Annotated in this window: 22 protein-coding genes; 9 read left to right on the top strand and 13 right to left on the bottom strand. The window is 59.6% G+C overall.

Going from position 1 to position 23,508, the window contains the following annotated elements:
* Positions 1-25: 25 nt before the first annotated feature.
* Positions 26-1,399 (bottom strand): ABC transporter substrate-binding protein, encoded by a 1,374-nt coding sequence (locus tag QSK43_RS23815; protein WP_045017414.1) that lies wholly within the window; start codon positions 1,397-1,399, stop codon positions 26-28.
* A gap of 93 nt (positions 1,400-1,492) precedes the next feature.
* Between QSK43_RS23815 and QSK43_RS23810 the strand changes: the two genes are divergently transcribed.
* The gene (locus QSK43_RS23810) at positions 1,493-2,632 is read left to right on the top strand and encodes an ROK family transcriptional regulator (protein WP_332305541.1); all 1,140 of its coding nucleotides are present in this window, start codon (positions 1,493-1,495) and stop codon (positions 2,630-2,632) included.
* 29 nt (positions 2,633-2,661) lie between these two features.
* Here QSK43_RS23810 and QSK43_RS23805 read toward each other — a convergent pair whose 3' ends face one another.
* Both QSK43_RS23805 and QSK43_RS23800 read right to left on the bottom strand, forming a co-directional pair.
* Positions 2,662-3,003, bottom strand: coding sequence for a hypothetical protein (locus tag QSK43_RS23805; RefSeq protein ID WP_332305540.1), 342 nt, complete (start codon positions 3,001-3,003; stop codon positions 2,662-2,664).
* 170 nt (positions 3,004-3,173) lie between these two features.
* Complete coding sequence (locus tag QSK43_RS23800; protein ID WP_332305597.1) at positions 3,174-3,665, bottom strand: hypothetical protein; 492 nt, start codon at positions 3,663-3,665, stop codon at positions 3,174-3,176.
* A 171-nt stretch (positions 3,666-3,836) separates the two neighbouring features.
* Between QSK43_RS23800 and QSK43_RS23795 the strand changes: the two genes are divergently transcribed.
* From QSK43_RS23795 to QSK43_RS23765, 7 genes are all read left to right on the top strand, one after another.
* Positions 3,837-5,789, top strand: coding sequence for a BTAD domain-containing putative transcriptional regulator (locus tag QSK43_RS23795; protein ID WP_332305539.1), 1,953 nt, complete (start codon positions 3,837-3,839; stop codon positions 5,787-5,789).
* 8 nt (positions 5,790-5,797) lie between these two features.
* Complete coding sequence (locus QSK43_RS23790) at positions 5,798-6,226, top strand: hypothetical protein (RefSeq protein ID WP_045017409.1); 429 nt, start codon at positions 5,798-5,800, stop codon at positions 6,224-6,226.
* Between the two features lie 37 nt (positions 6,227-6,263).
* Positions 6,264-7,460: a YcaO-like family protein gene (locus QSK43_RS23785; RefSeq protein ID WP_332305596.1), complete on the top strand. Its 1,197-nt coding sequence runs from the start codon at positions 6,264-6,266 to the stop codon at positions 7,458-7,460.
* Entirely contained in the window at positions 7,460-8,173 is a 714-nt protein-coding gene (locus tag QSK43_RS23780) for a TfuA-like protein (protein WP_332305538.1), read from the top strand. The genes QSK43_RS23785 and QSK43_RS23780 overlap by 1 nt, the downstream gene beginning before the upstream one ends.
* Positions 8,170-9,315, top strand: coding sequence for a hypothetical protein (locus tag QSK43_RS23775; protein WP_332305537.1), 1,146 nt, complete (start codon positions 8,170-8,172; stop codon positions 9,313-9,315). The genes QSK43_RS23780 and QSK43_RS23775 overlap by 4 nt, the downstream gene beginning before the upstream one ends.
* A 125-nt stretch (positions 9,316-9,440) precedes the next feature.
* A complete protein-coding gene (locus QSK43_RS23770; RefSeq protein WP_045017405.1) occupies positions 9,441-9,881 on the top strand; it encodes a helix-turn-helix domain-containing protein in 441 nt (146 codons plus the stop codon).
* A 95-nt stretch (positions 9,882-9,976) separates the two neighbouring features.
* Positions 9,977-10,210, top strand: a complete 234-nt coding sequence (locus QSK43_RS23765) for a hypothetical protein (protein WP_332305536.1) — start codon at positions 9,977-9,979, stop codon at positions 10,208-10,210.
* A 169-nt stretch (positions 10,211-10,379) separates the two neighbouring features.
* On the opposite strand, the gene QSK43_RS23760 is transcribed toward QSK43_RS23765, so the two are convergent.
* From QSK43_RS23760 to xylF, 3 genes are all read right to left on the bottom strand, one after another.
* Positions 10,380-11,162: an ATP-binding cassette domain-containing protein gene (locus tag QSK43_RS23760; RefSeq protein ID WP_332305535.1), complete on the bottom strand. Its 783-nt coding sequence runs from the start codon at positions 11,160-11,162 to the stop codon at positions 10,380-10,382.
* 18 nt (positions 11,163-11,180) lie between these two features.
* Positions 11,181-12,494 (bottom strand): sugar ABC transporter permease, encoded by a 1,314-nt coding sequence (locus tag QSK43_RS23755; protein WP_332305534.1) that lies wholly within the window; start codon positions 12,492-12,494, stop codon positions 11,181-11,183.
* A gap of 79 nt (positions 12,495-12,573) precedes the next feature.
* Positions 12,574-13,614 carry a D-xylose ABC transporter substrate-binding protein gene (gene xylF, locus QSK43_RS23750; protein WP_332305533.1) on the bottom strand — a complete coding sequence of 347 codons (1,041 nt, stop codon included), beginning with the start codon at positions 13,612-13,614 and terminating at the stop codon, positions 12,574-12,576.
* A gap of 242 nt (positions 13,615-13,856) precedes the next feature.
* On the opposite strand from xylF, the gene QSK43_RS23745 reads away from it, so the two are divergent.
* Entirely contained in the window at positions 13,857-15,092 is a 1,236-nt protein-coding gene (locus QSK43_RS23745; RefSeq protein ID WP_332305532.1) for an ROK family protein, read from the top strand.
* A gap of 17 nt (positions 15,093-15,109) precedes the next feature.
* Here QSK43_RS23745 and QSK43_RS23740 read toward each other — a convergent pair whose 3' ends face one another.
* From QSK43_RS23740 to yghU, 7 genes are all read right to left on the bottom strand, one after another.
* Positions 15,110-16,648 carry a glycerol-3-phosphate dehydrogenase gene (locus QSK43_RS23740; RefSeq protein WP_332305531.1) on the bottom strand — a complete coding sequence of 513 codons (1,539 nt, stop codon included), beginning with the start codon at positions 16,646-16,648 and terminating at the stop codon, positions 15,110-15,112.
* 172 nt (positions 16,649-16,820) lie between these two features.
* Positions 16,821-17,237, bottom strand: a complete 417-nt coding sequence (gene mce, locus QSK43_RS23735; RefSeq protein ID WP_332305530.1) for a methylmalonyl-CoA epimerase — start codon at positions 17,235-17,237, stop codon at positions 16,821-16,823.
* A 13-nt stretch (positions 17,238-17,250) separates the two neighbouring features.
* Positions 17,251-19,392 (bottom strand): methylmalonyl-CoA mutase, encoded by a 2,142-nt coding sequence (scpA, locus tag QSK43_RS23730; protein ID WP_332305529.1) that lies wholly within the window; start codon positions 19,390-19,392, stop codon positions 17,251-17,253.
* Positions 19,393-19,522: 130 nt separating this feature from the next.
* Positions 19,523-21,526: an acetyl/propionyl/methylcrotonyl-CoA carboxylase subunit alpha gene (locus tag QSK43_RS23725; RefSeq protein ID WP_332305528.1), complete on the bottom strand. Its 2,004-nt coding sequence runs from the start codon at positions 21,524-21,526 to the stop codon at positions 19,523-19,525.
* A complete protein-coding gene (locus tag QSK43_RS23720; protein ID WP_332305527.1) occupies positions 21,523-22,086 on the bottom strand; it encodes an RNA 2'-phosphotransferase in 564 nt (187 codons plus the stop codon). The genes QSK43_RS23725 and QSK43_RS23720 overlap by 4 nt, the downstream gene beginning before the upstream one ends.
* 36 nt (positions 22,087-22,122) lie before the next feature.
* Positions 22,123-22,500 (bottom strand): hypothetical protein, encoded by a 378-nt coding sequence (locus QSK43_RS23715; RefSeq protein WP_045017386.1) that lies wholly within the window; start codon positions 22,498-22,500, stop codon positions 22,123-22,125.
* Positions 22,501-22,524: 24 nt separating this feature from the next.
* Positions 22,525-23,421 (bottom strand): glutathione-dependent disulfide-bond oxidoreductase, encoded by an 897-nt coding sequence (gene yghU / locus QSK43_RS23710; protein WP_332305526.1) that lies wholly within the window; start codon positions 23,419-23,421, stop codon positions 22,525-22,527.
* Positions 23,422-23,508: the final 87 nt, after the last annotated feature.

Below are 23,508 nucleotides of genomic sequence, written 5' to 3'. Positions count from 1 at the left end.
CCGGGCGGCATGGTTTCGGGCAAACTCAGTTGCTTGCGGCGTCGCGGATTTCGATTTCCGCACCGAATTGCAGGTCAAGTTCGTCGGCGATGAAATCAACCGCCTGCGCGGCCGTCATCTTGCCGGTCTCAACCGCCTGCAGACCGCTGAACAGCACCTTGTTATAGCTGCCGAACTTGGTGTGGTTGGGCACGAACTGCGCGTATTTCATCATCGGCGACGCGGCAGACAGAACCCAGTTGTCGCGGTATTTCGGCATGGCCGTCTGCGCGTTGCTGATTGCCGTGTGATAGGAGGTCACGGCGTGTTCGTTGTTGAAATAGGGCAATGTCGCAAGCGCCACGAGATCAGCAGCAATATCGGCATTTTTGCTCTTCGGATTGAGGGTATAGAGCAGCGGATGCGACAGGTTGACCGGCTTGCCGCCTTTTTCGGCTGCCGGAGCGGAAATCCAGCCGATCTTGTTGAAATATCCCTTGCCGTCAGTTGGCCAGGTTGCGCCGTTCTTTTCACCCACCTGCCAGGCAACCGCCCACACACCCTGATGGAAGATGAAGGCCTTTTCCTGCTTGAAGGCGGTCTGGATCGCCTCCCAGCTCATGGCGGTATTGTCGACCGGCGTCACGCCCTGCTTGGCGTTACGCTCGTACCAGCCGAGCGCCTTGGCCATTTCGGCCTTGGGGAACATCAGCTTGCCGGTCTTTTCGTCCATGAACTTCACGCCATAGGACTGGAACACCATCAGATAATCGATGCCGACATTCGGGCGGTGCAGCATGCCGTATTGGGCGGCCTTGCCGTCCACCACTTCCTTCGACAGCGCCGTCAGATCGTCGAGCGTGAATTCACCGGCGTCGACCTTGGCCGGCAGGCCTTCGATGAAGGCTTCGTCCTTGCCGATCTTGCGCAGCATGTCCTTATTGTAGAAGAACATGCGGATTTCCGCATCCTGCGGAATACCGTAAATCTTGCCGTCCGTCGCCTTGGCCGAATCCCACAGAACCGGCAGGATATCGCCGTAAACCCAGGGAGCGGCGGCGATCTTTTCTTCCATCGGCATCGCATAACCGTCCTGCGCGAACTGGCCGATCCACTCATGCGGCAGAATGTAGATATCCGGTCCCTGCCCCACCGAAAACGCCTTCAGCGTGTCGAGCGCGAAGGAGTCCCAACCCTGAACGGTGCTGTTGTTGATGTCGATGACGATGCGCTTGTCGACACCCGCTGCCTTGAACTGGGCATTCATGACGCCGGCGGCGGCTTCGATATTGGTGACACGGCCGGGCGCATTCTTGTCGGCGAGCGTCCAGAGCTTGATGTTGATGTCTTCGGCAAAGGCGATGGCCGGCAAAAGCGTGCCGAGAGCGACCGTGGCCATCAAGGTGAGAGACTTGAACATAGGATCCATTCCCGTTGAAACTGATTATTTAATTAAGTTGCTTAATTAACAGCTTCATGACATTTCCCTAGGTAAAGCGGGGAGAGCGAAACTTTGACTGAGAGACGCAACGGCGGGCTGGCGGGTATTGGCGCAACACAGGGCGCGCTTCTCGGTTACATCCGGCGCAAAGGTTCGGCTTCGCGGGTCGAGCTTGCCGAGCACTGCAGCATAACGCCGGCGGCCGTCAGCATGATGACGCGCAATCTGCTCGAGCGCGGTCTTATCGAGGAAGGCGCGCGCCGGCAGGAGGGTCGCGGCGCGCCCCATATCGACCTCACGCTCAAGAAAACCGTCGGCTACGCCCTTGGCGCGCACGCCAATCGTTATTCGGTAATGTTGACGCTCTTGAATTTCAGCGGAGAGATCGTCGGCGAATTGCAGTTGCGCGGCTCCTATGACGCGTTTTCCGATGTCCAGCGGGCGCTTCAGGACGGATCCGAAGAGTTGCTGACAAAGAACACGATCGACAGAAACGAGCTGATCGGCGCGGCGATCGCCATGCCGACCCGCTTTCGCAAGGAAGCCATGTCGCTCGACCTTGCCGAAGAGGTGATTTCCTGGGCGGGTTCGGACCTTTCAGCCATGCTGCGCGAGGCGTTGCGCTGCCCGGTCATCATCGAAAATGACGCAAATGCCGCCACTATGGGCGAACTTACGCTCGGCAATGCGGACGGGCACGAAAACTTTGCCTATCTCTATCTGTCCGAAGGGATCGGCGGCGGCATCATCATCAGGAACGAGCTTTATCGAGGTTATCTCGGCAATGCCGGCGAGATCGGCGCCTTGCGCGGCCGAAACGCCTCGCGACCCTCCTTCGAAGATCTGGCGGGATGGTGCCTCGCGCATGTGGGAGAGAAACCTTCAGGACGTGCGCCCGATGTCTGGACGGACTATCTGTCGTGCAATTCCGCCGTGTTTGACGCATGGCTTGAGCAGGCGGGACCGCAGGTCGCCAGGCTTGCCTTCGCCGTCAGCGCCGTTCTGGCGCCCACCGCCATCTTTGTCGGCGGCACTTTACCGAGGATCGTGCGCGAGAGGCTGGCGGAATGGCTGGATTACGAACGCTCGGACCCGTTCGATGGCGCAAAGGTGATACAGCCGAAGATCCTGCTGCCTGAAGTGGTTGCGACAGACCCCGTTGCCTTCGGTGCGGCGGCGATGATCCTGCACGGCGTCGGCGAAATGCGGTGAAGGCCGAAGCATACACGCCGGGAGAAGCCTCAACCGAGGCTCTGCACCATGAAATAGATCAGCCAGCAGTGCCCGATCACCAGCACGGCCCAGGCCCATTTCGCAATCCTGATATCGACGTCGATGATCGTATTGCTATTTTCTCTCGCGTGGAAAACGTCTTCCCCCGCCCCGTTTTCCGGTGGACGGGACCTGAACGCTGTCCTGGGAACCGCCTCCCCCACAACATAAAGCCCGTCGTTCGGAGCGAACGGACGCGGCTCCTCATCGACGCGCCCGGGATGGGAAAGCACGTCGTCGCCCGAGGCGCAACTCATCGCCAGAAGCCGCGATGACACCCGCCTGTTACGCATATTACCTTCATTGGGCATCATAAATCTTCCACACAATAAAAATAAAAATATTCAAAGGTGCTTCCCGATAGACCTATGGGCTTACCGGTATGTTTGCGGCAGGCGCACTGTACGCCGCGCCTGCCGCCGCCCCCCATCTTGTCGCGCGCTTTTGCGTCCCCCAGAACGCATCGGCGCCCTCCCGGCCATTAGCGCGCCGGGCCGCCAGACAAATCGCGTCTGCCGGCATTAGGCTTGGCTTCGCGCTGGATCAGAAATACGGATTTCTCCACCGGAAGCGGCTCGGCCGTCCGGTAGCGTTGAAATCGCTTCGAATATTCGAACCGGATCAGCCTGTCGTCGAATTTCCCCGCCAGAACGCGATAGCCGTTGACGATCTCGTTCAGTATTTCCAACTCTTCTCCCCACAGCCAGCCACCGTAGGAAGTGCCTTCATTCGAACGCAGCACGATCTCGAAAAAATGCCCGCCGGCCACCATTGGCATGCGGAAAAGAATATCGAGATTGTCCTCGTCTTCGTCGTCGCATTTCTCCGCCGACAATCTGGCATGGGCGACTTTCGCATGGGCCAACGCCGAAACAGGATAGAATGGACGGCCCTTGAACCACATGAATTCGCTGACCGCATATCCGACATCGTCGGCACGCTGGTAAGGTTCGGTACGCGGCTCGAACGCCATGTAGCTTCCGTTAAACGCTATCAATTCGAAATTCCCGATGGCTGCCTGGTGCATGATTGCTGTTTTCCGCCCGTCGCCCACGCTTCTGTTCAAGACAATAACCAGGCGGCGTCACACCAGCGTCAAATGGAACGCTATGATTGACTTTCAATTTCCCGGACACGTTGTTAGATGGTGAATCATGGGGGAACAAAAGTGGCTGGAAACGCTGAACTGATACCAATCCGGCTTTTTGGCACCCCGCGCTGTGATGCGGTGCGGGAAGCGTTTTTCCCGTCCAAGGGCTTTGCTCTCACCGCTGCGCTGATCCTTGCTCCCAACCAGTCCCTTTCCCGCCAGCAGGCCGCGTCGCTGTTATGGGAAAACGTCGAGCAAAAAAGGGCTCTCGGCAATTTGCGGCAGCTGATCCTGCGCCTTCAGAAGCTACCCAACGGAGATGACCCCATCCTTCTGACCGAGGGAAACGATCTGAAGGCCGGAAAGCTGGCGCAACGCACCGATCTTGCGATCTTTCTAGCCGACGCAAGGGCCGACGACCCGATGCGGCAGCTGCATGCCCTGCTCGCATTCGGCGGCGATCTGCTGGAGGGGCTGGAGACTGGACAGGATCATCTTTACCTCTGGCTGCTGTCGGAACGCCGCCGTCTCAAGGATCTGTTCTTTTCGAACTACACGCAGCTTCTGGAGGCGTTGACGCGCTTTGGCCGCGCCAGTTCAAACAATATCGCAGCACTTGCCGAATGCGCGCTCAAGATTGAGCCGGAGCGCGAGGAAACCTACCGCGCCGCCATGGCGGCCTATGCGCGGGTGGGAAACACCAGCGCCTGCGAGGGAATTTTCCAGCTTCTGATGGAACAACTCCGCCAGGAAGAGCGCTCTCCGGAAGCCGAAACCGTAGCGCTCAGGCGCCGGATACAAAGCCTCGCCTCGACGATCGTGGCCCCCGCCGAGCCGGATGAGGGCAACCGCCGAAAATCCCCGGCAAAACCGCGCGTCGCCTTCGGCCGGCCGGTGCGGGTGGACGGGCTGCCGGTATCGCCGGTAATGAATGCCTTTGTCGAGGATGTCGCCAATAGTCTCGTTCGGTACCGGACCTTTACGGTCCTTTCGCCGCACAGCACTTTTGCACTGACACACGACCGGGCCGACGACAGTTACGCCATGTTGCGGGCGGACTACCGCATCATGTCGACGGTTTTCGACGATGCCCGCATGTCGGTGGCGCTGATCGAGGAGGCAACCGGCGAAATCGTCTGGTCGCTGGAGGCTGTCTTGACCGAGCGGCATATCCACGCCGCCTTTCGCCTGCTGTCCAAACAGGTGGCTGCGGGACTTGCCCGCGAGATCGAGCGGCTTCAGGTGGAGCCGGACCGCAACCACAGCGGCGAGGCCTACCGGCAATTGCTGGAGGGCCAGCAGCTTCTGCGCGGCAAGTGCGACCTGCCGCTTCTTCGAAGAGCCCGCTCGATGTTCCGCCGGGCCGTCGATCTCGACAACAGCATGGCGGTCGCCCGCGCCCGCGTGGCGCAGAGCCTGCAACTGGAATGGCTGATGCTGGGCGGCAACGACCCGCATCTGCTGCACCGCGCCAAGGCGGAGGCGGACGCCTCCGTCGAGATCGATCCGGCACTTGGCGTCGGCCACTGGATGTGCGCCGTGGTGGCGCTCTACCAGCGGGATTTCGATATATCTGCCGAAAGGTTTTTCGAGGCGGAGGCGCTTGCGCCCAACTCCGCCGACCTGTTGCTCCAGCATGCCGACGCGCTCGCTCATTTCGGCGATGCCGAGACCGCATGGGAGAAATTTCAACAGGCCATCGACCTCAATCCGCTCGCACCGGACATCTACTGGTGGGCGGGCGCCAGCATCGCGTTCAAGCGCGAAGACTACGGCACGGCGGTGGAATTATGCGCGCGGATGGAAAATGATGAGCCGGCACTGCGTGTCCTGACCGCAAGCCACGCGCTCCACGGCGATTTGGCCGCCGCACGGGAAACCGGCGGCAGGCTTCAGGAAAACTATCCGGGTATGACGGCGAAGGAGATCAGTAGCCTGTCTCCAGACCGTGACCCGGTAGCGAATAAAAAATTCTATGACGCACTTCGATTAGCTGGGATCAAATAGGAGATATTATGTCCTCGCATTTCTTCATTGTTGGAAAAAAGGATTTCGGCATTCTCTTCATTCGTACGGCGCCGCTCAAGGTTGCGTCCGTTTCGCATGAGACGATTGCCGCCTATGAGGCGAGCCATCCCGGTGTGGACGGCTATGCACGCGTTGCGGCGGCCGCAAAGTCCATGCTCGTCCGCCAGGACGGCCTGCCCGAAACCGAGCTGGATCAGGTCCAGATTCAGGGCATCGAAGCCCTCCTCGCCGGCGGCGCCGTGGTTTCCGAGGCCGATTTCGCCCTTGTCGGCGAAGTGATCGACACCGGCTGGGATTTCAACCGCATGGTACTGGCACCGATCGAGTCGGCCCTTCAGGCGGTCGGCCCGGCGGGCGCCATCACCGGCGAACTGTTCGACGCCATCCTTGCCGACGACACCAACGCTGCGCCCTGATCGCGGCCCCGCAGCCTTGGCCGCCGACGGTGCTCCCATTTCAGCGACGGCGGCTTCAAGACATGCGGACGCTTCGTTCTTCGATCCCGAACTGCTTCGGCGGTTCGGGATTACCCGTGTCGGCGACGTGACCGGTCTCGACATTATCGGCGTACCCGTGTGGTTTGCCGCGCGGCCCAATTCACGCGGACTGTCGGTATCGCAGGGCAAGGGACTTGTCGCGGAACAGGCTCGCCTTTCGGCGATCATGGAGGCGATCGAAGGTGCCGTTGCCGAAGACACCCGCAAACACATCGCCGATTTCGGCTCCATTCAGGAGATGCGGGACAAGGGCGCTCCGATTGTTCCCTTCGAAACCATCGGCCGGGTCGACCCGGACACTCTTAATCTGCAAACCGAACGCGCCTGGGTGAAAGGAATATCCATAGGCCGACAGCGCGACGTTTTTGCCCCTTATGAGCTGGTCGGCATGGATTTCCGCGCGGATTTCCCGTGGGACCGACGGGCCTTCCTGATGAGTTCGCAAGGTCTCGCCGCCGGCTTCGACCATGAACATGCGGTTCTCCACGCTTTGCTCGAACTCGTCGAAAATGATGCCTGCTTTCTCATAGACACTTTCGAAACCCGCAATATCGCGCCGGAACCGGTCCTGTTTCCGCCGGGAATCGATACTTCTTTCGACACCCTTGTTCGACATCTCTCAGATATCGGACTGCCGCCGCGCTTCTTTGACCTGACGAATGCGCTCGGCGTGCCGGTGGTCATGGCAAGCTTACCCCGTTCCATTCACGCGCAGGACGGGCTTGCGACCCGCAGTGCTGCCGGCGCGGCCTGCCGGTTTGGTACTTATGACGCCGCAATTGCGGCGCTACTGGAGGCGGTGCAGTCGCGATTGACTGACATCAGCGGGGCAAGAGACGACCTTTCTCCCCTACGCTACCAGCGGGGTATGTTTGTAGCTCCACCTGCCGTATCCGCGTCACGGCCGGTGGAACGGCTCCCGGCCAATCTCGATTTCGCGGATCGCGACACGGCTCTGCCGCCATGGCGTCAGCTTGCGGAGCATCTCTTCTCCAGCGGGATCGAGGACATCTATGTCTTTCCGCTGGAAACGGGAATATCCGGCCTGCATGTCGTGCGGGTTCTGGCAAGCGGCCTCACACCTGCGGGCGGCGGTCTGCAACAGATCTCACTGCGGACGCTTGACCGGTTCCTGAACCTCGGAGGTCTTTGATGAAGCCGGTGGTTTTTGCGGGGCCGTCCATCCACGGCATCGCACGCGAAGGGATTTCCGGGGTCGATCTTCGCGGCCCCGCCTCCTGTGGTGATATTTTTGGCGCTGTGCAACAGGGTGCCCGGATCATCGGGCTGATCGACGGCCTTTACGGCGATTGCGCCGCCGTCTGGCACAAGGAAATCCTGTTTGCGCTATCAGACGGCGTCACCGTTGTCGGCGCGGCCAGCATGGGTGCGCTGAGGGCGGCGGAATGCGTGGCCTTCGGCATGATCGGCATCGGCGAAATCTTCGAAGCCTATCGGGACGGACGGAGGTTTTCCGACGCCGATGTGGCGGTCAGCCACGCGCCCGGCGAACTCGATTATCACCCGCTTACGATCGCGCTGGTCGATACCGAAGCGACGCTGGAAGCGTGCCGCATCGCTATCGACCCAGAGGAACACGACGCCTTGCTGCGCGCTGCCCGCAAGCTGCATTTTACCCGCAGAACATGGCGCGCAATCGCAACTGAGGCAAACCTCAGCCCCGAGACTGCAAATTTTCTGGCCGAAAATGCGGTATCCGTCAAACGAAACGATGCGGCCAGGCTTTTAGGCATGATTGGCAGCAGGGCGTTGCCATCTCCGCCGCCACTATCATGGAAGCTCCAGAATACGGTGTTTTTCCAGCAATTGGCCGGACGGCGCATGGCGGGGGGAAAAGCGTCTTGACCGCTGCCCGGTCCCTGTCTTTCGTGCCCGATTGTGGTGGACTGATCCGCACGATCGCGCTTGCGCTGCCCGCACCGTTTTTTGCGGACAACGGGGCTGACCATAACGTTTCACCGCTCGTTCCAATCGGAAACCTGCTTTCGGCTCTGCCTTCCGATATCACCACATTTGTTCTGATCAATCGCGCCTGTCTCACCTCCGCGCAAAACTGGCTCGACAGGCTGGTAATCCGCTGTGCCGCGGAACTGGTAGCGCTCGACGCACATCACAACATTTCGCATCCGTGGATACAGGATATGTTCCACGTCCGGACCGGCGAGAGGGGCGCGACCGAACTGGTTTCAGCGGCGGAAGACGCCATCTCTGGCGAGCTGGCCAACCGTCTCGGGCTTGCAGTCACCACTTCGCAGGTCATTTTGCCGGGCGGCAACCAGCTGGTCGGCCCGGACTTCCGACTGGTGGGCCATTCCAGCCTGCGGGACGACAGGGGGATCGCAAGCAATGCGGCGGTCGGGCACCCGCAACAATGGCGCCGGGTTCAGGCTCTCGACGGCAGAACCGTACACAGCTTCGGATATAGGCCCGAAGACCTCGGGAATTCAGCTTCCGATCTTTCCCCGGTTGAAACGTCCGATCCTGTATTGATCGCCGGGAAAATGCATCAGTGCGGTTTCCACGTCGACCAGTTCGTTTCAGTCACGGGCCTTCGTCGTGATGGCCGCCCGCTATTGCTTGTCGCCGATCCGGTGGCGCAGGGCGGCTGCGAAGCCCGTTCAACCACGGATTTGAAACGAAAACTGGACGCCTCCGCCCTTTCGCTAGCGCGGCAAGGCTTCGCGATCATTCGAAATCCCATTCCGGTTTCACCCGCCATCGATACGAACAAATGCCTGCCCCGGCTTTACAACAATATCCTTCTGGAAAATGTCATGCGGCCCGGTCAAAAGCAGCCATTCGTCTGGATCCCGCATTTCGGCGATACGGAAGCATTCGAGGATTTCGACGAAGAAAACCGGCAAATATGGGAAAAACTCGGCTTTTATGCCATCGGCGTGGAGGGATGGAGCCGTTTTACAAGCAGAAACGGGGCATTGCGGTGTGCGACAAAGGTGATACACCGTGGCCCGGCACATAGCATATAAACAGAAAACCGCCTTATTTTGTCAGTAACGCCTCGTAATACCCGTGGAAATTGTGTTGAATGTCTACCTTCAACAATATTAATTGACAATTATCCAAATTAAGCCCCTCACAACTGGAGGAATCCATGCTGCAACCCAAACTACCCAGCCCGATTGATGTGCATGTCGGTACACAAATCAGAATGCGCCGCAAGTCGCTCGGCATGAGTCAAAGTGCACTGGCGGGCCGGCTGGGCATCACCTTTCAGCAGGTACAGAAATACGAAAAGGGCGCCAATCGCGTCGGCGCGTCACGCCTGCAGGCCATCGCATCGGTTCTCGGCGTCGAGGTCAGCTCTTTGTTCGCCAATGCCACACCGGATGTCGGAAACGCCAATCCGGCCCTTGGCTCCATCAATGCCATGCAATCATTCGTGGCGTCGAATGAAGGTTTTTCGCTCAATCAGGCCTTCGCCCGGATCAAGAACGCAACCGTGCGCAAAAGCATCGTCGCCCTCGTGACATCGCTTGCAACGACCGAAACGGCGGAAAATACCGGCGCTCAGGAAAACAAGAGCGATGATTGACGCAGGTGTGACGCTCGCGTGACGCTCGATGTGGTCGAAAATGAACAACGCGGGGATCAACGCGTTATCATATTATCGACTGTCGAGAGGGAAGCATGGCGGCATCTACCACAGCAATATTTGAACAGGACGATGCGGACGACATTCTGGCGCTTGGAAGGATGGTTTCCTATCTTTGCCAGCGTTCTAAATCGATGGAATTGGGCATGTCGACCTATTTCCTCGAAATGGCATTGCTGTCGCTGGCTCAGGACATCAACAAGCAGGGTCTGCCGCTGACAAGCGCAGAGATAAACAGCAGCAGCCTCGCACACGCCGATCTGCATTGAAACATCCGCAATGGCGTAAATCCACCAGAGGGCACGTTTCCGCAGGACGCAATTGTCCGCACGCCCCTCCCAGGGATTTTTTCACGGAAGCGATGAATGATGAGGCCCGGTTTTACCGGGCTTCACTCAGTATGGGCATAACAAATCTCGAATATTCGATCTGAACCGATCAGGCGACAACCGCGCCCGGACCCGCCACAGCACCTGGCGGCACCTTGCCCAGAATGATCATGCCGAGAACCTCGTCCTTCGTAACATCTTCCGTACGCGCATGGCCGACCACCTTGCCGTTTTTCATGACGAAGACCCGGTCGGCCAGATCGAAGACGTCATGGATATCGTGGCTGATGAGGAAGATGCCTATGCCCTGCCGTTTCAGCTCCTTGACGAGATCGCCGACCTGCGCCGTTTCCTGCGGCCCGAGCGCTGCCGTCGGCTCATCCATGATAAGGATGCGGGCGTCGAAAAGAATGGCGCGGGCGATGGCGACGGATTGTCGCTGGCCGCCAGACAACGCCTTCACCGGCTCCTTGAACCGCCGGAAGTTGGGGTTGAGACGCCCCATGACCTCGCGGGCCGAGGCCTCCATTGCGACATCGTCCAATGTGCCCCATTTCGTCTTCAACTCGCGACCGAGATAAAGATTGGCCGCCGCATCGACATTATCCGCCACGGCCAGCGTCTGGTAGATGGTTTCGATGCCATATTTCTTGGCGTCGCGGGGATTGCGAATATCCACATCCTCGCCGTTGATGAGGATATCGCCCTCATCCCGCCGGTATGCACCGGACAATATCTTGATGAGTGTCGATTTTCCCGCACCATTGTGGCCGAGAAGGGCAACCACCTCGCCGGGGAAAAGATCGACAGAGGCGTTTTCCACCGCATGGATACCGCCGAAGGAAATGGAAATATTGCGCATTTCCACGAGGGGCGTGACTTGGTCCGTCATAGGAGTTCTCCTCGGTTCTTACTTGGCGCGAGCGCGGTAAATGGTGTCGAGCCAGACGGCGACGACCAGAACCACACCGACGACGATGCGCTGGAAAGGCGTATCGATGCCCACGAGCACCATGCCGGATTGCAGCGATTGCATGACGAGCGCGCCGAGCATCGCGCCCGCAATGGTGCCGACGCCGCCGGCGAGCGAGGTGCCGCCGATAACCGCCGCCGCGATCGTATAAAGTTCGTCCAGTTCACCCTGGGCATTGGTGGCCGCGTTGAGGCGGGCCGTCGAGATCGCCGCAGCGATGGCGCACAGGACGCCCATCAGCGTGAATATCTTCACCGTGACCCAGCGGGTCTTGATGCCGGCGAGTTCCGCCGCTTCAGGGTTGCCGCCGATGGCGAAGACATAACGTCCGAAGCGCAGCCGCGTGGCGATGAAAGTCATCACTGCCCCGACGGCGAGCGCCATCAACACGGGAATGGCTATGCCGTGCGGAATGAACAGACCGCCTTCCGGCCAGGCTATGCCACTTGCTTCGGCATAGTTGCGGGCGATGTTGATCGGCCAGGGATAGCTGTTGACCACCGCCACGAAGCCGATAACGACGAAGCAGCCGAGTGCCACCAGAAAATATTCCGCCCAGACGGGCCGCAGCGGAAAACCGAACCGGCGGCGCTGGTGACGGGAATTCAGGATCGCCGCAACGATGGCGACGCAGGCGACGATGGCAGCGACCCAGCTCCATGTCTCACCGATCGAGCCGCTGGTGCCGCCGCCCATCAGGCGGAAGGTGGAATCCATCGGCGCCACGGTGCGACCGCTGGTGACGAACCAGGTGCCGCCGCGCCAGACCAGCAGACCGCCGAGCGTGACGATGAAGGACGGCACATTCAGGAAGGCGATGATCGAGCCTTGCAGCATGCCGATCGCGCCGCCGACGAGAATGCCGACCAGAAGCGTGACGATCCATGTCGCCCAATGTTCGAAGCCGAGGAGCTGCGGCAGGATTTCCGCCTGCATGACACCCATGATCATGCCGGAAAAACCGAGGATCGACCCGACCGACAGATCGATGTTGCGGGTGACGATGACAAGCACCATGCCTGTCGCCATCACCGCGACGGATGCGGTCTGGACGGAGAGGTTCCAGAGGTTTCTCGGCGTCAGGAACAGCCCGCCCGAAAGGATATGGAAACCGATCCAGATCAGAAGAAGCGCACCGACCATGCCGAGCAGCCGGGTATCAAGCTCCGTGGCACTGATGAAACGCGAAATCGAGCCCGTCTTTTCCGTCTTGGGGGACGCTGTGGAATTGGATTGTGTCATGTCGGCCATGGACTGCCGGTCCTCCTTACATCTGAAAGGCGCCGCGCCACATGCCGTGGCGCGGCGCCCAAACGTCAACCTATCGGTCTCAGTTGCAGGCCTTGACGGATCCGGCCTTCACACCCTGGCAGGCCGTTTCCTTCTTGATCCAGCCGGCATCGATGACAACGTTCAGATTGTCCTTGGTAATGGCGATGGGCTTGAGGAAAACCGACTGCATCGTCACTTTTTTCGGACCGCCATCAAAGGCGGCGACGCCCTTGATTTCCGTCATCTTCTTGCCGCCCGCGAGTTCCAGCGCGATGCCGGCAGCTTCCTTGCCGAGTTCGCGGCTGTCCTTCCAGACAGATACCGTCTGCGTGCCGAGCGCTACACGGTTGAGCGCGGCGAAGTCCGCATCCTGACCGGAGACGGGAACCGAGCCCGCCATGCCCTGCGCAGCAAGAGCAGCGATTGCGCCACCGGCCGTGCCGTCGTTCGACGCGACGACCGCATCGACCTTGTTGTTGTTCTTGGTCAGGAACTGTTCCATGTTCTTCTGGGCATTTTCCGGCTTCCAGCCATCGGTATAGGCCTCGCCGACATTCTTGATCTTGCCCGCATCGACGGCCGCCTTCAGGACTTCCTGCTGTCCGGCAAAAAGAAAGTCCGCATTCGGATCGGAAGACGAACCCTTGATGAAGACGTAGTTGCCTTCCGGCTTGACCTTGAAGACTTCGGCTGCCTGAAGGCGTCCGACTTCCTTGTTGTCGAAGGTGATATAGAAGGCGTTCTTGTTTTCGATCAGGCGGTCGTAACCGACCACCGGAATGCCCTCGGCGACGGCCTTTTCAACGGCCGGGCCAATTGCGTCGCTGTCCTGTGCAAGGATGATGAGCGCATTGGCGCCTTGGGAAATCAGCGATTCGACGTCGGTCAACTGCTTTGCGGCGGATGACTGCGCATCGGCGGAAATGTATTTCGCACCGGCCTTGTCGAGCGCTGCCTTGATTGCCGCCTCATCCGTCTTCCAGCGCTCTTCCTGGAAATTCGACCAGGAAACGCCAACGACGAGATCGGCCGCGATGGCTGCTGTGTGCAGGGAAACGAGTACAGCGGTACCCGCCAAAAGCTTGGCAAATGAATTCATGATGTCCTCCCGGTAAGGGCGAAGCCTGCACCTCCATGCAGGGAAAACGCCCGGAAAAAGCTGCCGGTCTCTGTGGTTTCACAATTTTCTCGACAGTCGAGAAAATTAATGTCAGAGATTCCCAATGCTGTCAACAACGGCTGGGGACAGCATCCGGGTGTCTTGATCCTGTATGTGGCATGCGCCATCAGACGGGGTAAGCACGACAGGAAAAAAGCCGTTCAGGGAGCATACCCCAGCCCATGTCCGCCATTGCAAGCACGGAACTGGTGCGCCAGAAAAACAGCCTGTCGGTTATGGCGGCGTTGCGCCTGCGCGGCAGCCTTTCCCATACGGACATGTCTTCCTTCACTGGGCTTGCCTCCGCCACGGTCTCCGCCATTACCATGGAACTCGAGCGTGCCGGACTGATCCTGCGCAAAGAACAGCTTGCCGCCGCCGGGCGCGGGCGGCCCCGTATCCTCTTTGCGGCAAGCGGCGCCTTCTGCCATGTCGCCATCGTCATCATCTCTTCCGACAGCGTGCAATATTCGCTGGTCGATTATGCCGGCAAGCTGGTGGACCGGTTTACCGAGCAGAGGATGGCAGTTGAAAAAGGCTCTTTCGGTGGCTCTATACTGGCGGGTCTGGCGAGACTTACGGAGCGCTCGCGCATCAACCTGCACGATATTCTTCAGGTATCGATCAGCAGCAAGGGACTGGTGGACGCGGCAGCGGCGGTGCTCGTCTGGTCGCCGGTGCTCGGCAACGAAAAGATAGATTTCCAGCAGCTCATTTCGCAAGACGGCCGCATTCGCGTGACGTTGAACAACGAGACGCTGCTTGCCGCAAAGGCCATCTGGATGCGGGAACAGGCGCATGAAGGCCAGACACCGGAGGCGCTCGTTACTCTTTCCCTCGGCCACAGCATCGGTCTCGGCATTGCTCGTGCCACCACGGATGGCGCGATCGAGGTCAGCGCACCCAATTTCGGCCATATGCTGCATCTGGCCGACGGCGCGTTGTGCCGCTGCGGCACCAGAGGCTGTATCGAGGCCTATTCCGGGTTTTACGCGATCCTGCGTTCGGCTTTCGAGGCCCCGCCACAGGCGGAACCTGCAAAATTCGTACCGATTGCGGAGGTGGACAAGATCGCGGCTTCAGCCCGCGCCGGCGGGCGCATGGCGCGGCTCGCCTTCCGCACTGCCGGGCTTGCGCTCGGCAACGGCCTTTCGCGGCTGTTCAGCCTGCATGGCCACATGCCGGTTTTCATCACCGGTCCCGGCACACGCTATTTCGATCTTCTGGAAAGCGGCCTTCACGACGGCCTTGCGCAATCGCAAGCGGTGCGTTTCGGCGGAATGCCGAAAATAGGCATCGCGCCCAACGAACCGGAACTGGTGTTCGAAGGGCATATGGAACACGCGCTTTCGGCCGCCGACGACTATATATTAAGCGCCGACGGCCCTCAGAAATTGGTCAGAAATTCCGCAAGCTGACCAGGCAACCCGCAGGCTCAGGCCTGTTCCGCCAAAGCTTCGACTTTTTCCGGACGGCCCGTCAGCGTAGCCACGAATTCGTCCAGAGCGACGGCGTCGTCCTTGCTCAACCGCAGACCCTGTTTCGTGCGCCGCCAGAGAATATCCTCGGCAGCAAACGCCCATTCGTGCTCCACCAGCCAGCGCACTTCGCATTCGTAAAGCGTGCCGCCAAAATGCCGGCCGAGACCGGAAACATCGGTGGCGGCTCCGAGCAGTTCCGCAGCCTTCGTGCCGTAGTTTCTAACAAGCCGCTCGGCATGGCGGTCGCCGAGGAAAGGATAGAGGGAGACCAGCGCCCTCACCTCGGCTTCATATTTCTCCACGCCGAAATTGCCACCCGGTAGATGGGAACCCGCCGTCCAGGGTTTGCCCTTCTCGCCGATAGCCGCGCCGATCTTTTCCAGCGCATGTTCCGCCAGCCGCCGATAGGTCGTCAGCTTGCCGCCGAAGATATTGAGAAGCGGCGCTTCGCCCTCTTCAACCTTGAGCACATAATCCCGTGTGGCTTCCTGCGCTTTCGAAGCTCCATCGTCGAAAAGCGGACGCACGCCGGAATAGGCCCAGACGGTATCTTCCGGCTTTACCGGTTCGCTGAAATATTCGCTGGCCGCATTACAGAGATAGGAAATCTCGTCCTCAGAGATACGCACCTTGGCGGGATCGCCCTTGTAATCGCGGTCAGTGGTGCCGATCAGCGTAAAGTCCCGCTCATAGGGAATGGCGAAGATGATGCGGTTGTCCGGGTTCTGGAAGAAATAGGCACGCGGATCGGAAAATTTCTTGCGCACGATGATGTGGCTGCCCTGCACGAGGCGAACGTTGTGCACATCATTGCGGCCGAAGACGCCGGACAGCACATTGTCCACCCATGGGCCGGCGGCATTCACCAGCATGCGCGCTTTGTGCGTGGCCGACCGTCCGGTTTTTTCGTCCAGCGTTTCGATAAGCCATAACCCGCCTTCGCGCCGCGCGGAAACGACCCGCGTGCGGTTCATGATCGTCGCACCGCGATCCGCTGCATCGCGTGCGTTCAAGACGACGAAGCGGGCATCGTCCACCCAGCCGTCGGAATATTCGAAAGCCTTTGCAAAAACCGGCTTCAGCGGCTTGCCTGCCGGATCTTGCCGAAGATCGACCGTGCGGGTTGGCGGCAAAAGCTTGCGCCCGCCGAGATTGTCATAAAGAAACAGGCCGAGCCGAACCATCCATGCAGGGCGCACGCCGCCCTTCTGAAGCGGCAGAACGAAGCGCATTGGCCAGATGACGTGCGGGGCCATGGCCCACAGGATTTCACGCTCCATCAGCGCTTCGCGAACCAAACGAAACTCGTAATGTTCGAGATAGCGCAAGCCGCCATGGATGAGCTTGGTGGCAGCGGACGAGGTGCCGGAGGCGAAATCGCCCTTCTCCGCGAGCGCCACGGAATAGCCTCTGCCCACCGCGTCGCGGGCAATGCCGCAGCCATTGATGCCGCCACCGATGACAAAAAGATCGAAAATATTCTCGCTGGACATAGAGCCTCCACGACAGCGCCGGGGGAATTTCTCCCCATCGTTGAAAGTCAATCGCCATAAAAACGAAAATAAAACGAATGTCAAAAGAAAACAAACGAAACACGTTCCGGCAAAGGCGAACGGCCGCTACTGACCGTCTGCCACATGGCCAGCGTCTTACGGGGTCTGTGTTTCAGACGTGTGTCGGGGAAACTTGCTCAAGCTCGTAAAGCACGCCGCCCATGTCCTTCGGATGCAGGAAGAGAACGGGATTGCCATGCGCGCCGGTCTTCGGTTCACCATCGCCCAGAATGCGGATGCCTTTTTGGACGAGATCGTCGCGCGCCGCCAGAATATCCGTCACCTCGAAGCACAGATGGTGCGTGCCGCCGCCCGGATTTCTTTCGAGGAAGGTGGCAATCGGCGAATTTTCGCCGAGCGGATGCAGGAGTTCGATCTTGGTGTTTTCCGCCTGGATGAAAACTACCGTCACGCCGTGTTCGGGCAGGGATTGCGGCTCGGAAACCCGAGCGCCGAGCGCTCTGTAGCGGGCGATGGCGGTATCGAGATCTGGAACCGCAATGGCGACGTGGTTCAGTTTTCCAAACATTGCCGTCTTCCCCTCACGCGTTCCGCCGGATGCCTTCAAGCAGGTCGAGAACCTTGTTGGCCGCATCCATGACATTGGTGCCGGGTCCGAAAATCGCGGACACACCGTGATCGAGCAGGAACTGATAATCCTGACGCGGAATGACGCCGCCGACGACGACGATGATGTCTTCCGCGCCCTTCTGCTTCAGCGCCTCGACCAGTTGCGGCGCAAGCGTCTTGTGACCGGCGGCGAGCGACGACATGCCGACCACATGCACCTTGTTCTGAATAGCGAGATCGGCCGCTTCCCCCGGCGTCTGGAACAGCGGCCCGGCCAGTACATCGAAACCGATATCGCCGAAAGCTGACGCGATGACTTTCGCGCCGCGATCATGTCCGTCCTGCCCGAGCTTGGCGACCATGATGCGCGGTTTCGTACCGATCCTCTCGACGACACCGGAAAGCCGGGCGGCGAGCGTGGCCAGCTCCGGCTCATCCTTATACGCTTCACCGTAAATGTCGCTCACCACTTCCGGCACGGCGGCGTGATCGCCGAAGGAGGCGCGCAACGCATCGGAAATCTCGCCAACCGTGGCGCGGGCGCGAGCCGCCACGACCGCCGCCTCGAGAATATTACCCTCGCCGCTGCGGGCGACTTCCGAAAGCGCCTCCAGCGCTGCGGCGACCTCTCCACCGTTGCGACGTCGCTTGGTATCCTCAAGACGGCGGATCTGCGAGGCACGCACGGCGGCGTTGTCGATATTGAGAACGTCGATATCCTCCTCGGTTTCCAGCCGATAACGGTTGACGCCGACGATGACTTCCTCGCCCTTGTCCACCGCTGCCTGACGGCGCGTTGCCGCCTCCTCGATCAACCGTTTCGGTAAGCCTTCGGCCACCGCCTTGGTCATGCCGCCAAGCGCCTCCACCTCCTCGATCAGCGCCCAGGCCTTTTGCGCCAGTTCATCCGTCAGGCTTTCGACGTAATAGGAACCGGCCAGCGGATCGACCACCTTCGTAACGCCGGTTTCGTGCTGAAGGATAAGCTGGGTATTGCGGGCGATGCGAGCGGAAAATTCCGTCGGAAGGGCGATAGCCTCATCAAAGGAATTGGTGTGCAGCGACTGCGTGCCGCCGAGCACGGCGGACATTGCCTCAAACGCGGTGCGGACGATGTTGTTGTAAGGGTCCTGTTCCTGAAGAGAGACGCCGGATGTCTGGCAATGGGTGCGCAGCATCAGCGACGAGGCATTTTGCGGCTTGAATTCTTCCATGATACGCGACCAGAGGAAGCGTGCGGCGCGCAGCTTTGCCGCCTCCATGAAGAAATTCATGCCGATGGCGAAGAAGAACGACAGGCGGCCGGCGAAATCATCGACATTCAGCCCCTTGGCAAGGGCGGCCCGCACATATTCCCGACCATCCGCCAGCGTGAAGGCCAGCTCCTGCACCAGCGTCGCACCCGCCTCCTGCATGTGATAGCCGGATATCGAAATGGAATTGAATTTCGGCATCTCTTTCGCCGTATATTCGATGATATCAGCAATGATCCGCATCGAAGGTTCCGGCGGGTAGATATAGGTGTTGCGGACCATGAACTCCTTGAGGATATCGTTCTGAATGGTGCCGGAAAGGGCAGCGCGCGCAACGCCTTGCTCCTCCCCCGCAACGATGAAATTGGCGAGCACCGGAATGACCGCGCCATTCATGGTCATCGACACCGAGACTTTTTCGAGCGGAATGCCGTCGAACAGGATTTTCATGTCCTCGACGCTGTCGATCGCCACACCGGCCTTGCCGACATCACCTTCGACACGCACGTGATCGCTGTCATAACCGCGATGGGTGGCAAGATCGAAGGCCACGGAAACGCCCTGCTGACCGGCTGCCAGCGCCTTGCGGTAGAACGCATTGGAGGCTTCCGCTGTGGAAAAACCGGCATATTGGCGGATCGTCCACGGCCGCCCGGCATACATGGTGGCACGCGGACCGCGCGTGAAGGGCGCAAAGCCCGGAAGGCCGTCGAGATGAGAAACCTTTTGCAGATCGTCAGCCGTGTAAAGCGGTTTGACCTCTATGCCTTCGGGCGTATGCCAGACGAGTGTTTCCGGTGAACGCTTCAGCTCCTTTTCAGCGAGCTGCAGCCAATCCCGCACCGTTTTTTCACCCGACATGCATCTCTCCCTCTGCATTTCATTTTTAGCACAGTGACGGGAAATCTTGGCCGAAATCCAGTGCCCCTTAAAACCAGCCGCCGCCGTAAACCGCTCCCATCCTCATCCGTTCCTGAAAACGGTCGCAAGCCTATTCGAATTCAAGAATGACCTCATCCACCGCAAGACTGTCGCCCGGCTTTGCCGAAACTTTCGAGACGCGGCCACGTTTTTCAGCGCGCAGGATGTTTTCCATCTTCATCGCCTCCACCGTTGCCAATGCCTGCCCGACCTCCACCTCGTCACCTTCGCCAACAGAGATACCGGTGATGATGCCCGGCATGGGGCAGAGCAGCAGTTTCGAGGTATCCGCCGGCAGTTTTTCCGGCATCAGCAGCGCCAGTTCCGCCACGCGCGGGCTGCGCACACGGGCCACGACGTCAATGCCCCGCCAGCGCAGGCGAATTGCCGCGCCGACGAGATCGACCTTGGCGGCAATCACCTCGCCCGCCACCATGAAGAGACCAAGCCTTTGGCCAGGAAGCCAGCCGGTATCGACCGTCAGCGCCTCGCCGTCTTCAAAACGCATCGCGGTTCCATCCGCGCCGGTTTCAACGCCGACACTGTAGCGAGATGGCCCGAACGAGACGGTCCACTCATGGCCAACGACACGTCGGTGATTGCCGATGGTGCCGGAAATCTCAACCGCGCGGTTCTGAAGTCGCTGCTGGATGATGGCGGCGATGGCGGAAAGCTTGCGCGCGGAGGCCTCATCCGGTTCGACCCCGGAAAAGCCCTCCGGAAACTCCTCGGCAATAAAGCCGGTCGTCAGTCGCCCGGCCCGAAAACGCTCATGCTGCATGACGGCTGAGAGGAATGGCAGATTGTGGCCGATGCCCTCCACCTCGAAACGATCAAGCGCCTGCCCCATGGCATCGATAGCGGTTTCACGATCCTTGGCCCAGCTGCACAGCTTGGCGATCATCGGATCGTAATACATCGAGATTTCCCCGCCTTCGAAAACACCGGTATCGTTGCGGATGACAGTGCCGTTTTCCTGCTCGCCCTCTTCCGGCGGGCGATACCGCGTCAGCCGACCAATCGACGGCAGGAAGTTGCGATAGGGATCCTCGGCATAAAGCCGGCTTTCAATCGCCCAGCCATTGAGTTTGATATCCGGCTGCCCGAAGGACAGCTTCTCGCCTGATGCCACGCGGATCATCTGCTCGACCAGATCGATGCCGGTGACGAGTTCCGTCACCGGATGCTCCACCTGCAGGCGGGTGTTCATTTCCAGAAAGTAGAAATTGCGCTCGCCGTCGACGATGAATTCTACCGTGCCGGCCGAATGGTAGCCGACTGCTCTCGCCAGAGCGACGGCCTGCTCGCCCATGGCTTTGCGCGTCGCCGCATCGAGAAAAGGCGACGGCGCTTCCTCGATGACCTTCTGGTTACGTCGCTGAATGGAGCATTCCCGCTCGCCGAGATAAAGAATGTTGCCGTGCCTGTCGCCCAGCACCTGAATTTCGATATGGCGCGGCTGGGTGACGAACTTCTCGATGAAAATGCGGTCATCGCCGAAAGAGGACTTCGCCTCATTCTTGGAGGATTGAAACCCCTCGCGCGCCTCTGCGTCATTGAAGGCAACGCGCATACCCTTGCCGCCGCCGCCGGCAGACGCCTTGACCATCACGGGATAACCGATCTCGGAAGCGATCCTGACAGCCTCTTCGGCATCGCCGATCAACCCCATATGGCCGGGCACAGTGGAAACGCCCGCTTCCGCCGCGAGTTTCTTGGAGGTGATCTTGTCGCCCATGGCCTTGATGGCGCCAACCGGCGGGCCGATGAAGATGACACCCGCCTTCTCCAGCGCCTCGGCAAAGGCGGCGTTTTCCGACAGGAAACCATAGCCAGGATGCACCGCATCCGCCCCGGTCTTCTCTATCGCCTCGAGGATTTTATCGATGACGATATAGGACTGCGACGAGGGAGCCGGACCGATATGAACGGCCTCATCCGCCATCTTCACATGCAACGCATTGGCATCCGCATCCGAATAGACGGCAACCGTCGCAATGCCCATCTTCTTCGCCGTCTTGATGACCCGGCAGGCAATCTCGCCGCGATTGGCGATGAGGATTTTTTTGATCATTTGCCATCGCCTTCCGCAGCATCATTTTCAATCAGCACTAGATATGCAACAGGGACAGCATCGGTCAGCCAGACACCATTGTCGGCCTGATAAAAGCTGTGGCCATCGGCAAACATCCGGCCAGCGTCAACAAGTAGAATGGCGGGTTTTCCGTGCCGCTGGCCGACGGCATGCGCGGTCACGCTGTCTGCCGAGAGATGAACCTGCTGCCGGCTGCCCGGGCGCAGTCCTTCCTGCAGGATCGCCTCAAGAAAGCGCGTCGCCGTGCCGTGAAAGAGCTTCGAAGGCGGCTCGACAGGGGCGATGCCAAGATCTACCTTCACGGAATGCCCTTGCGCGGCGCGGATGCGGCGACCGTCTTCCGAGAACGTGAAACGCTTCTTGTCGCTTTCGGCAACGACCACCCGCAGACCCGCCTCGTCGACTGGCGTGCCGCTCGCATTCGCTTTTGCCAATAGGTCTCCGACATCCGCCCAACCCTGAGCATCCAGGGTGAGGTCGATGCTTTCGGGCGCATGGCGTAGAACATAGCTCAGGAACTTGCTGGTAGCTGTCGACATCGAATTTTCATTCCCTGTTGGCGGATGACAGCACACTCAAATCTCGAAAAAATTCTCGAAGGATTCCGGGAAATTCTGCCGTGCTACGCGCTCGTCGATGACAAGCATCGCCTGGTAAGAAAGCGGATCGAAATTCTTTTCCGCCGGCAAGACCTCGCGCCCGAACAGGAGGCTGAGGCGGGCGGCGTCGAGATTGCCGCGCTCGAAAGGCTCGGCACCGAAATGGTGCCAGAGCGAGTGCAGGAAGGCCGCATCGATGCGGTGTTCCCTGGAATCGTCCCGCGCCCTTCGGGGTATCGCCTTGACCGGCGTTACCCCTTTGGGATTGGCGCGGCGGATGGTGAACTGCACACCCGTGCTCGGCATGCCGGATGGAAATCCCTTGTGTTTGGTCATTTCGGGCAGGTTCGCCATCTTTTGTCCTTTTAAGTCTTTTCGTTATGCCTTGCCGATCTTGTCCTGCGTCTTCTGCTCGAAGTCGGAGGCATCGTGGCGTTCATGTAATTGTTCGGACGGATCGCCCGAGGTTTTGTTGACGATCACGCCGCGTTTCACCGCAGGGCGTTCGCCGATTTCAAGCGTCCAGCGCATGACGTTCTTATAACCATCCGCTTCAAGAAACGCACCGGCATCGCCATAGGCTTGGCCGAGCGCGATCTTGCCATACCAGGGCCAGACGGCCATGTCGGCGATCGTATATTCCGAACCCGCCAGATAGCGGTTGTCGGCCAGATGCCGGTCCAGCACGTCAAGCTGGCGTTTCACTTCCATGGCGTAACGGTCGATAGCATATTTGATCTTGATCGGCGCATAGGCGTAGAAGTGGCCAAAGCCGCCGCCGAGGAAGGGGGCGGACCCCATCTGCCAGAACAGCCAGTTCAGCGCCTGCGTGCGGGCATTGCCCTCTTTCGGCAGGAAAGCACCGAATTTTTCCGCGAGATAAACGAGGATGGAGCCGCTTTCGAAAACCCGCGTCGGCTCTGATGTCGAATGATCCATCAGCGCCGGGATCTTGGAGTTCGGATTGACGCCGACAAAACCGGAGCCGAACTGGTCGCCTTCGCCGATCTTGATCAGCCACGCATCATATTCGGCGCCCCTGTGGCCGGCGGCCAGCAATTCCTCCAGCATGATCGAGACCTTCTGGCCGTTCGGCGTCGCCAGCGAATAAAGCTGCAAAGGATGTTTGCCGACCGGCAGTTCCTTGTCATGGGTGGGACCGGCGATCGGGCGGTTGATATTGGCGAACTGGCCGCCATTGCCCTTGTCCCAGGTCCAGACCTTGGGCACTTCATATCCGGCGGGAAAATTATCTGCGGAGGAATTCTCGGCCATAAAATCAGTCCTTGTGCGTTTCGGGAGGGCATCCGAAGTTCCGGGCGCCTGAACAAACATATAGTAAGGTGGCCGAAGCATTTTTCC

The organism is Rhizobium sp. GR12 (assembly GCF_036596185.1).
GTDB classification, from domain to species: domain Bacteria; phylum Pseudomonadota; class Alphaproteobacteria; order Rhizobiales; family Rhizobiaceae; genus Agrobacterium; species Agrobacterium nepotum.
This window is presented reverse-complemented; position numbering and strand designations above follow the sequence as displayed.

Coding starts and splice junctions, on each gene's coding strand:
- QSK43_RS23815 (WP_045017414.1), bottom strand. CDS start 1,399: ATGTTCAAGTCTCTCACCTTGATGGCCACGGTCGCTCTCGGCACGCTT.
- QSK43_RS23805 (WP_332305540.1), bottom strand. CDS start 3,003: ATGCCCAATGAAGGTAATATGCGTAACAGGCGGGTGTCATCGCGGCTT.
- QSK43_RS23800 (WP_332305597.1), bottom strand. CDS start 3,665: ATGGCGTTCGAGCCGCGTACCGAACCTTACCAGCGTGCCGACGATGTC.
- QSK43_RS23795 (WP_332305539.1), top strand. CDS start 3,837: ATGGTGAATCATGGGGGAACAAAAGTGGCTGGAAACGCTGAACTGATA.
- QSK43_RS23790 (WP_045017409.1), top strand. CDS start 5,798: ATGTCCTCGCATTTCTTCATTGTTGGAAAAAAGGATTTCGGCATTCTC.
- QSK43_RS23780 (WP_332305538.1), top strand. CDS start 7,460: ATGAAGCCGGTGGTTTTTGCGGGGCCGTCCATCCACGGCATCGCACGC.
- QSK43_RS23770 (WP_045017405.1), top strand. CDS start 9,441: ATGCTGCAACCCAAACTACCCAGCCCGATTGATGTGCATGTCGGTACA.
- QSK43_RS23765 (WP_332305536.1), top strand. CDS start 9,977: ATGGCGGCATCTACCACAGCAATATTTGAACAGGACGATGCGGACGAC.
- QSK43_RS23760 (WP_332305535.1), bottom strand. CDS start 11,162: ATGACGGACCAAGTCACGCCCCTCGTGGAAATGCGCAATATTTCCATT.
- QSK43_RS23755 (WP_332305534.1), bottom strand. CDS start 12,494: ATGGCCGACATGACACAATCCAATTCCACAGCGTCCCCCAAGACGGAA.
- xylF (WP_332305533.1), bottom strand. CDS start 13,614: ATGAATTCATTTGCCAAGCTTTTGGCGGGTACCGCTGTACTCGTTTCC.
- QSK43_RS23745 (WP_332305532.1), top strand. CDS start 13,857: ATGTCCGCCATTGCAAGCACGGAACTGGTGCGCCAGAAAAACAGCCTG.
- QSK43_RS23740 (WP_332305531.1), bottom strand. CDS start 16,648: ATGTCCAGCGAGAATATTTTCGATCTTTTTGTCATCGGTGGCGGCATC.
- mce (WP_332305530.1), bottom strand. CDS start 17,237: ATGTTTGGAAAACTGAACCACGTCGCCATTGCGGTTCCAGATCTCGAT.
- scpA (WP_332305529.1), bottom strand. CDS start 19,392: ATGTCGGGTGAAAAAACGGTGCGGGATTGGCTGCAGCTCGCTGAAAAG.
- QSK43_RS23725 (WP_332305528.1), bottom strand. CDS start 21,526: ATGATCAAAAAAATCCTCATCGCCAATCGCGGCGAGATTGCCTGCCGG.
- QSK43_RS23720 (WP_332305527.1), bottom strand. CDS start 22,086: ATGTCGACAGCTACCAGCAAGTTCCTGAGCTATGTTCTACGCCATGCG.
- QSK43_RS23715 (WP_045017386.1), bottom strand. CDS start 22,500: ATGGCGAACCTGCCCGAAATGACCAAACACAAGGGATTTCCATCCGGC.
- yghU (WP_332305526.1), bottom strand. CDS start 23,421: ATGGCCGAGAATTCCTCCGCAGATAATTTTCCCGCCGGATATGAAGTG.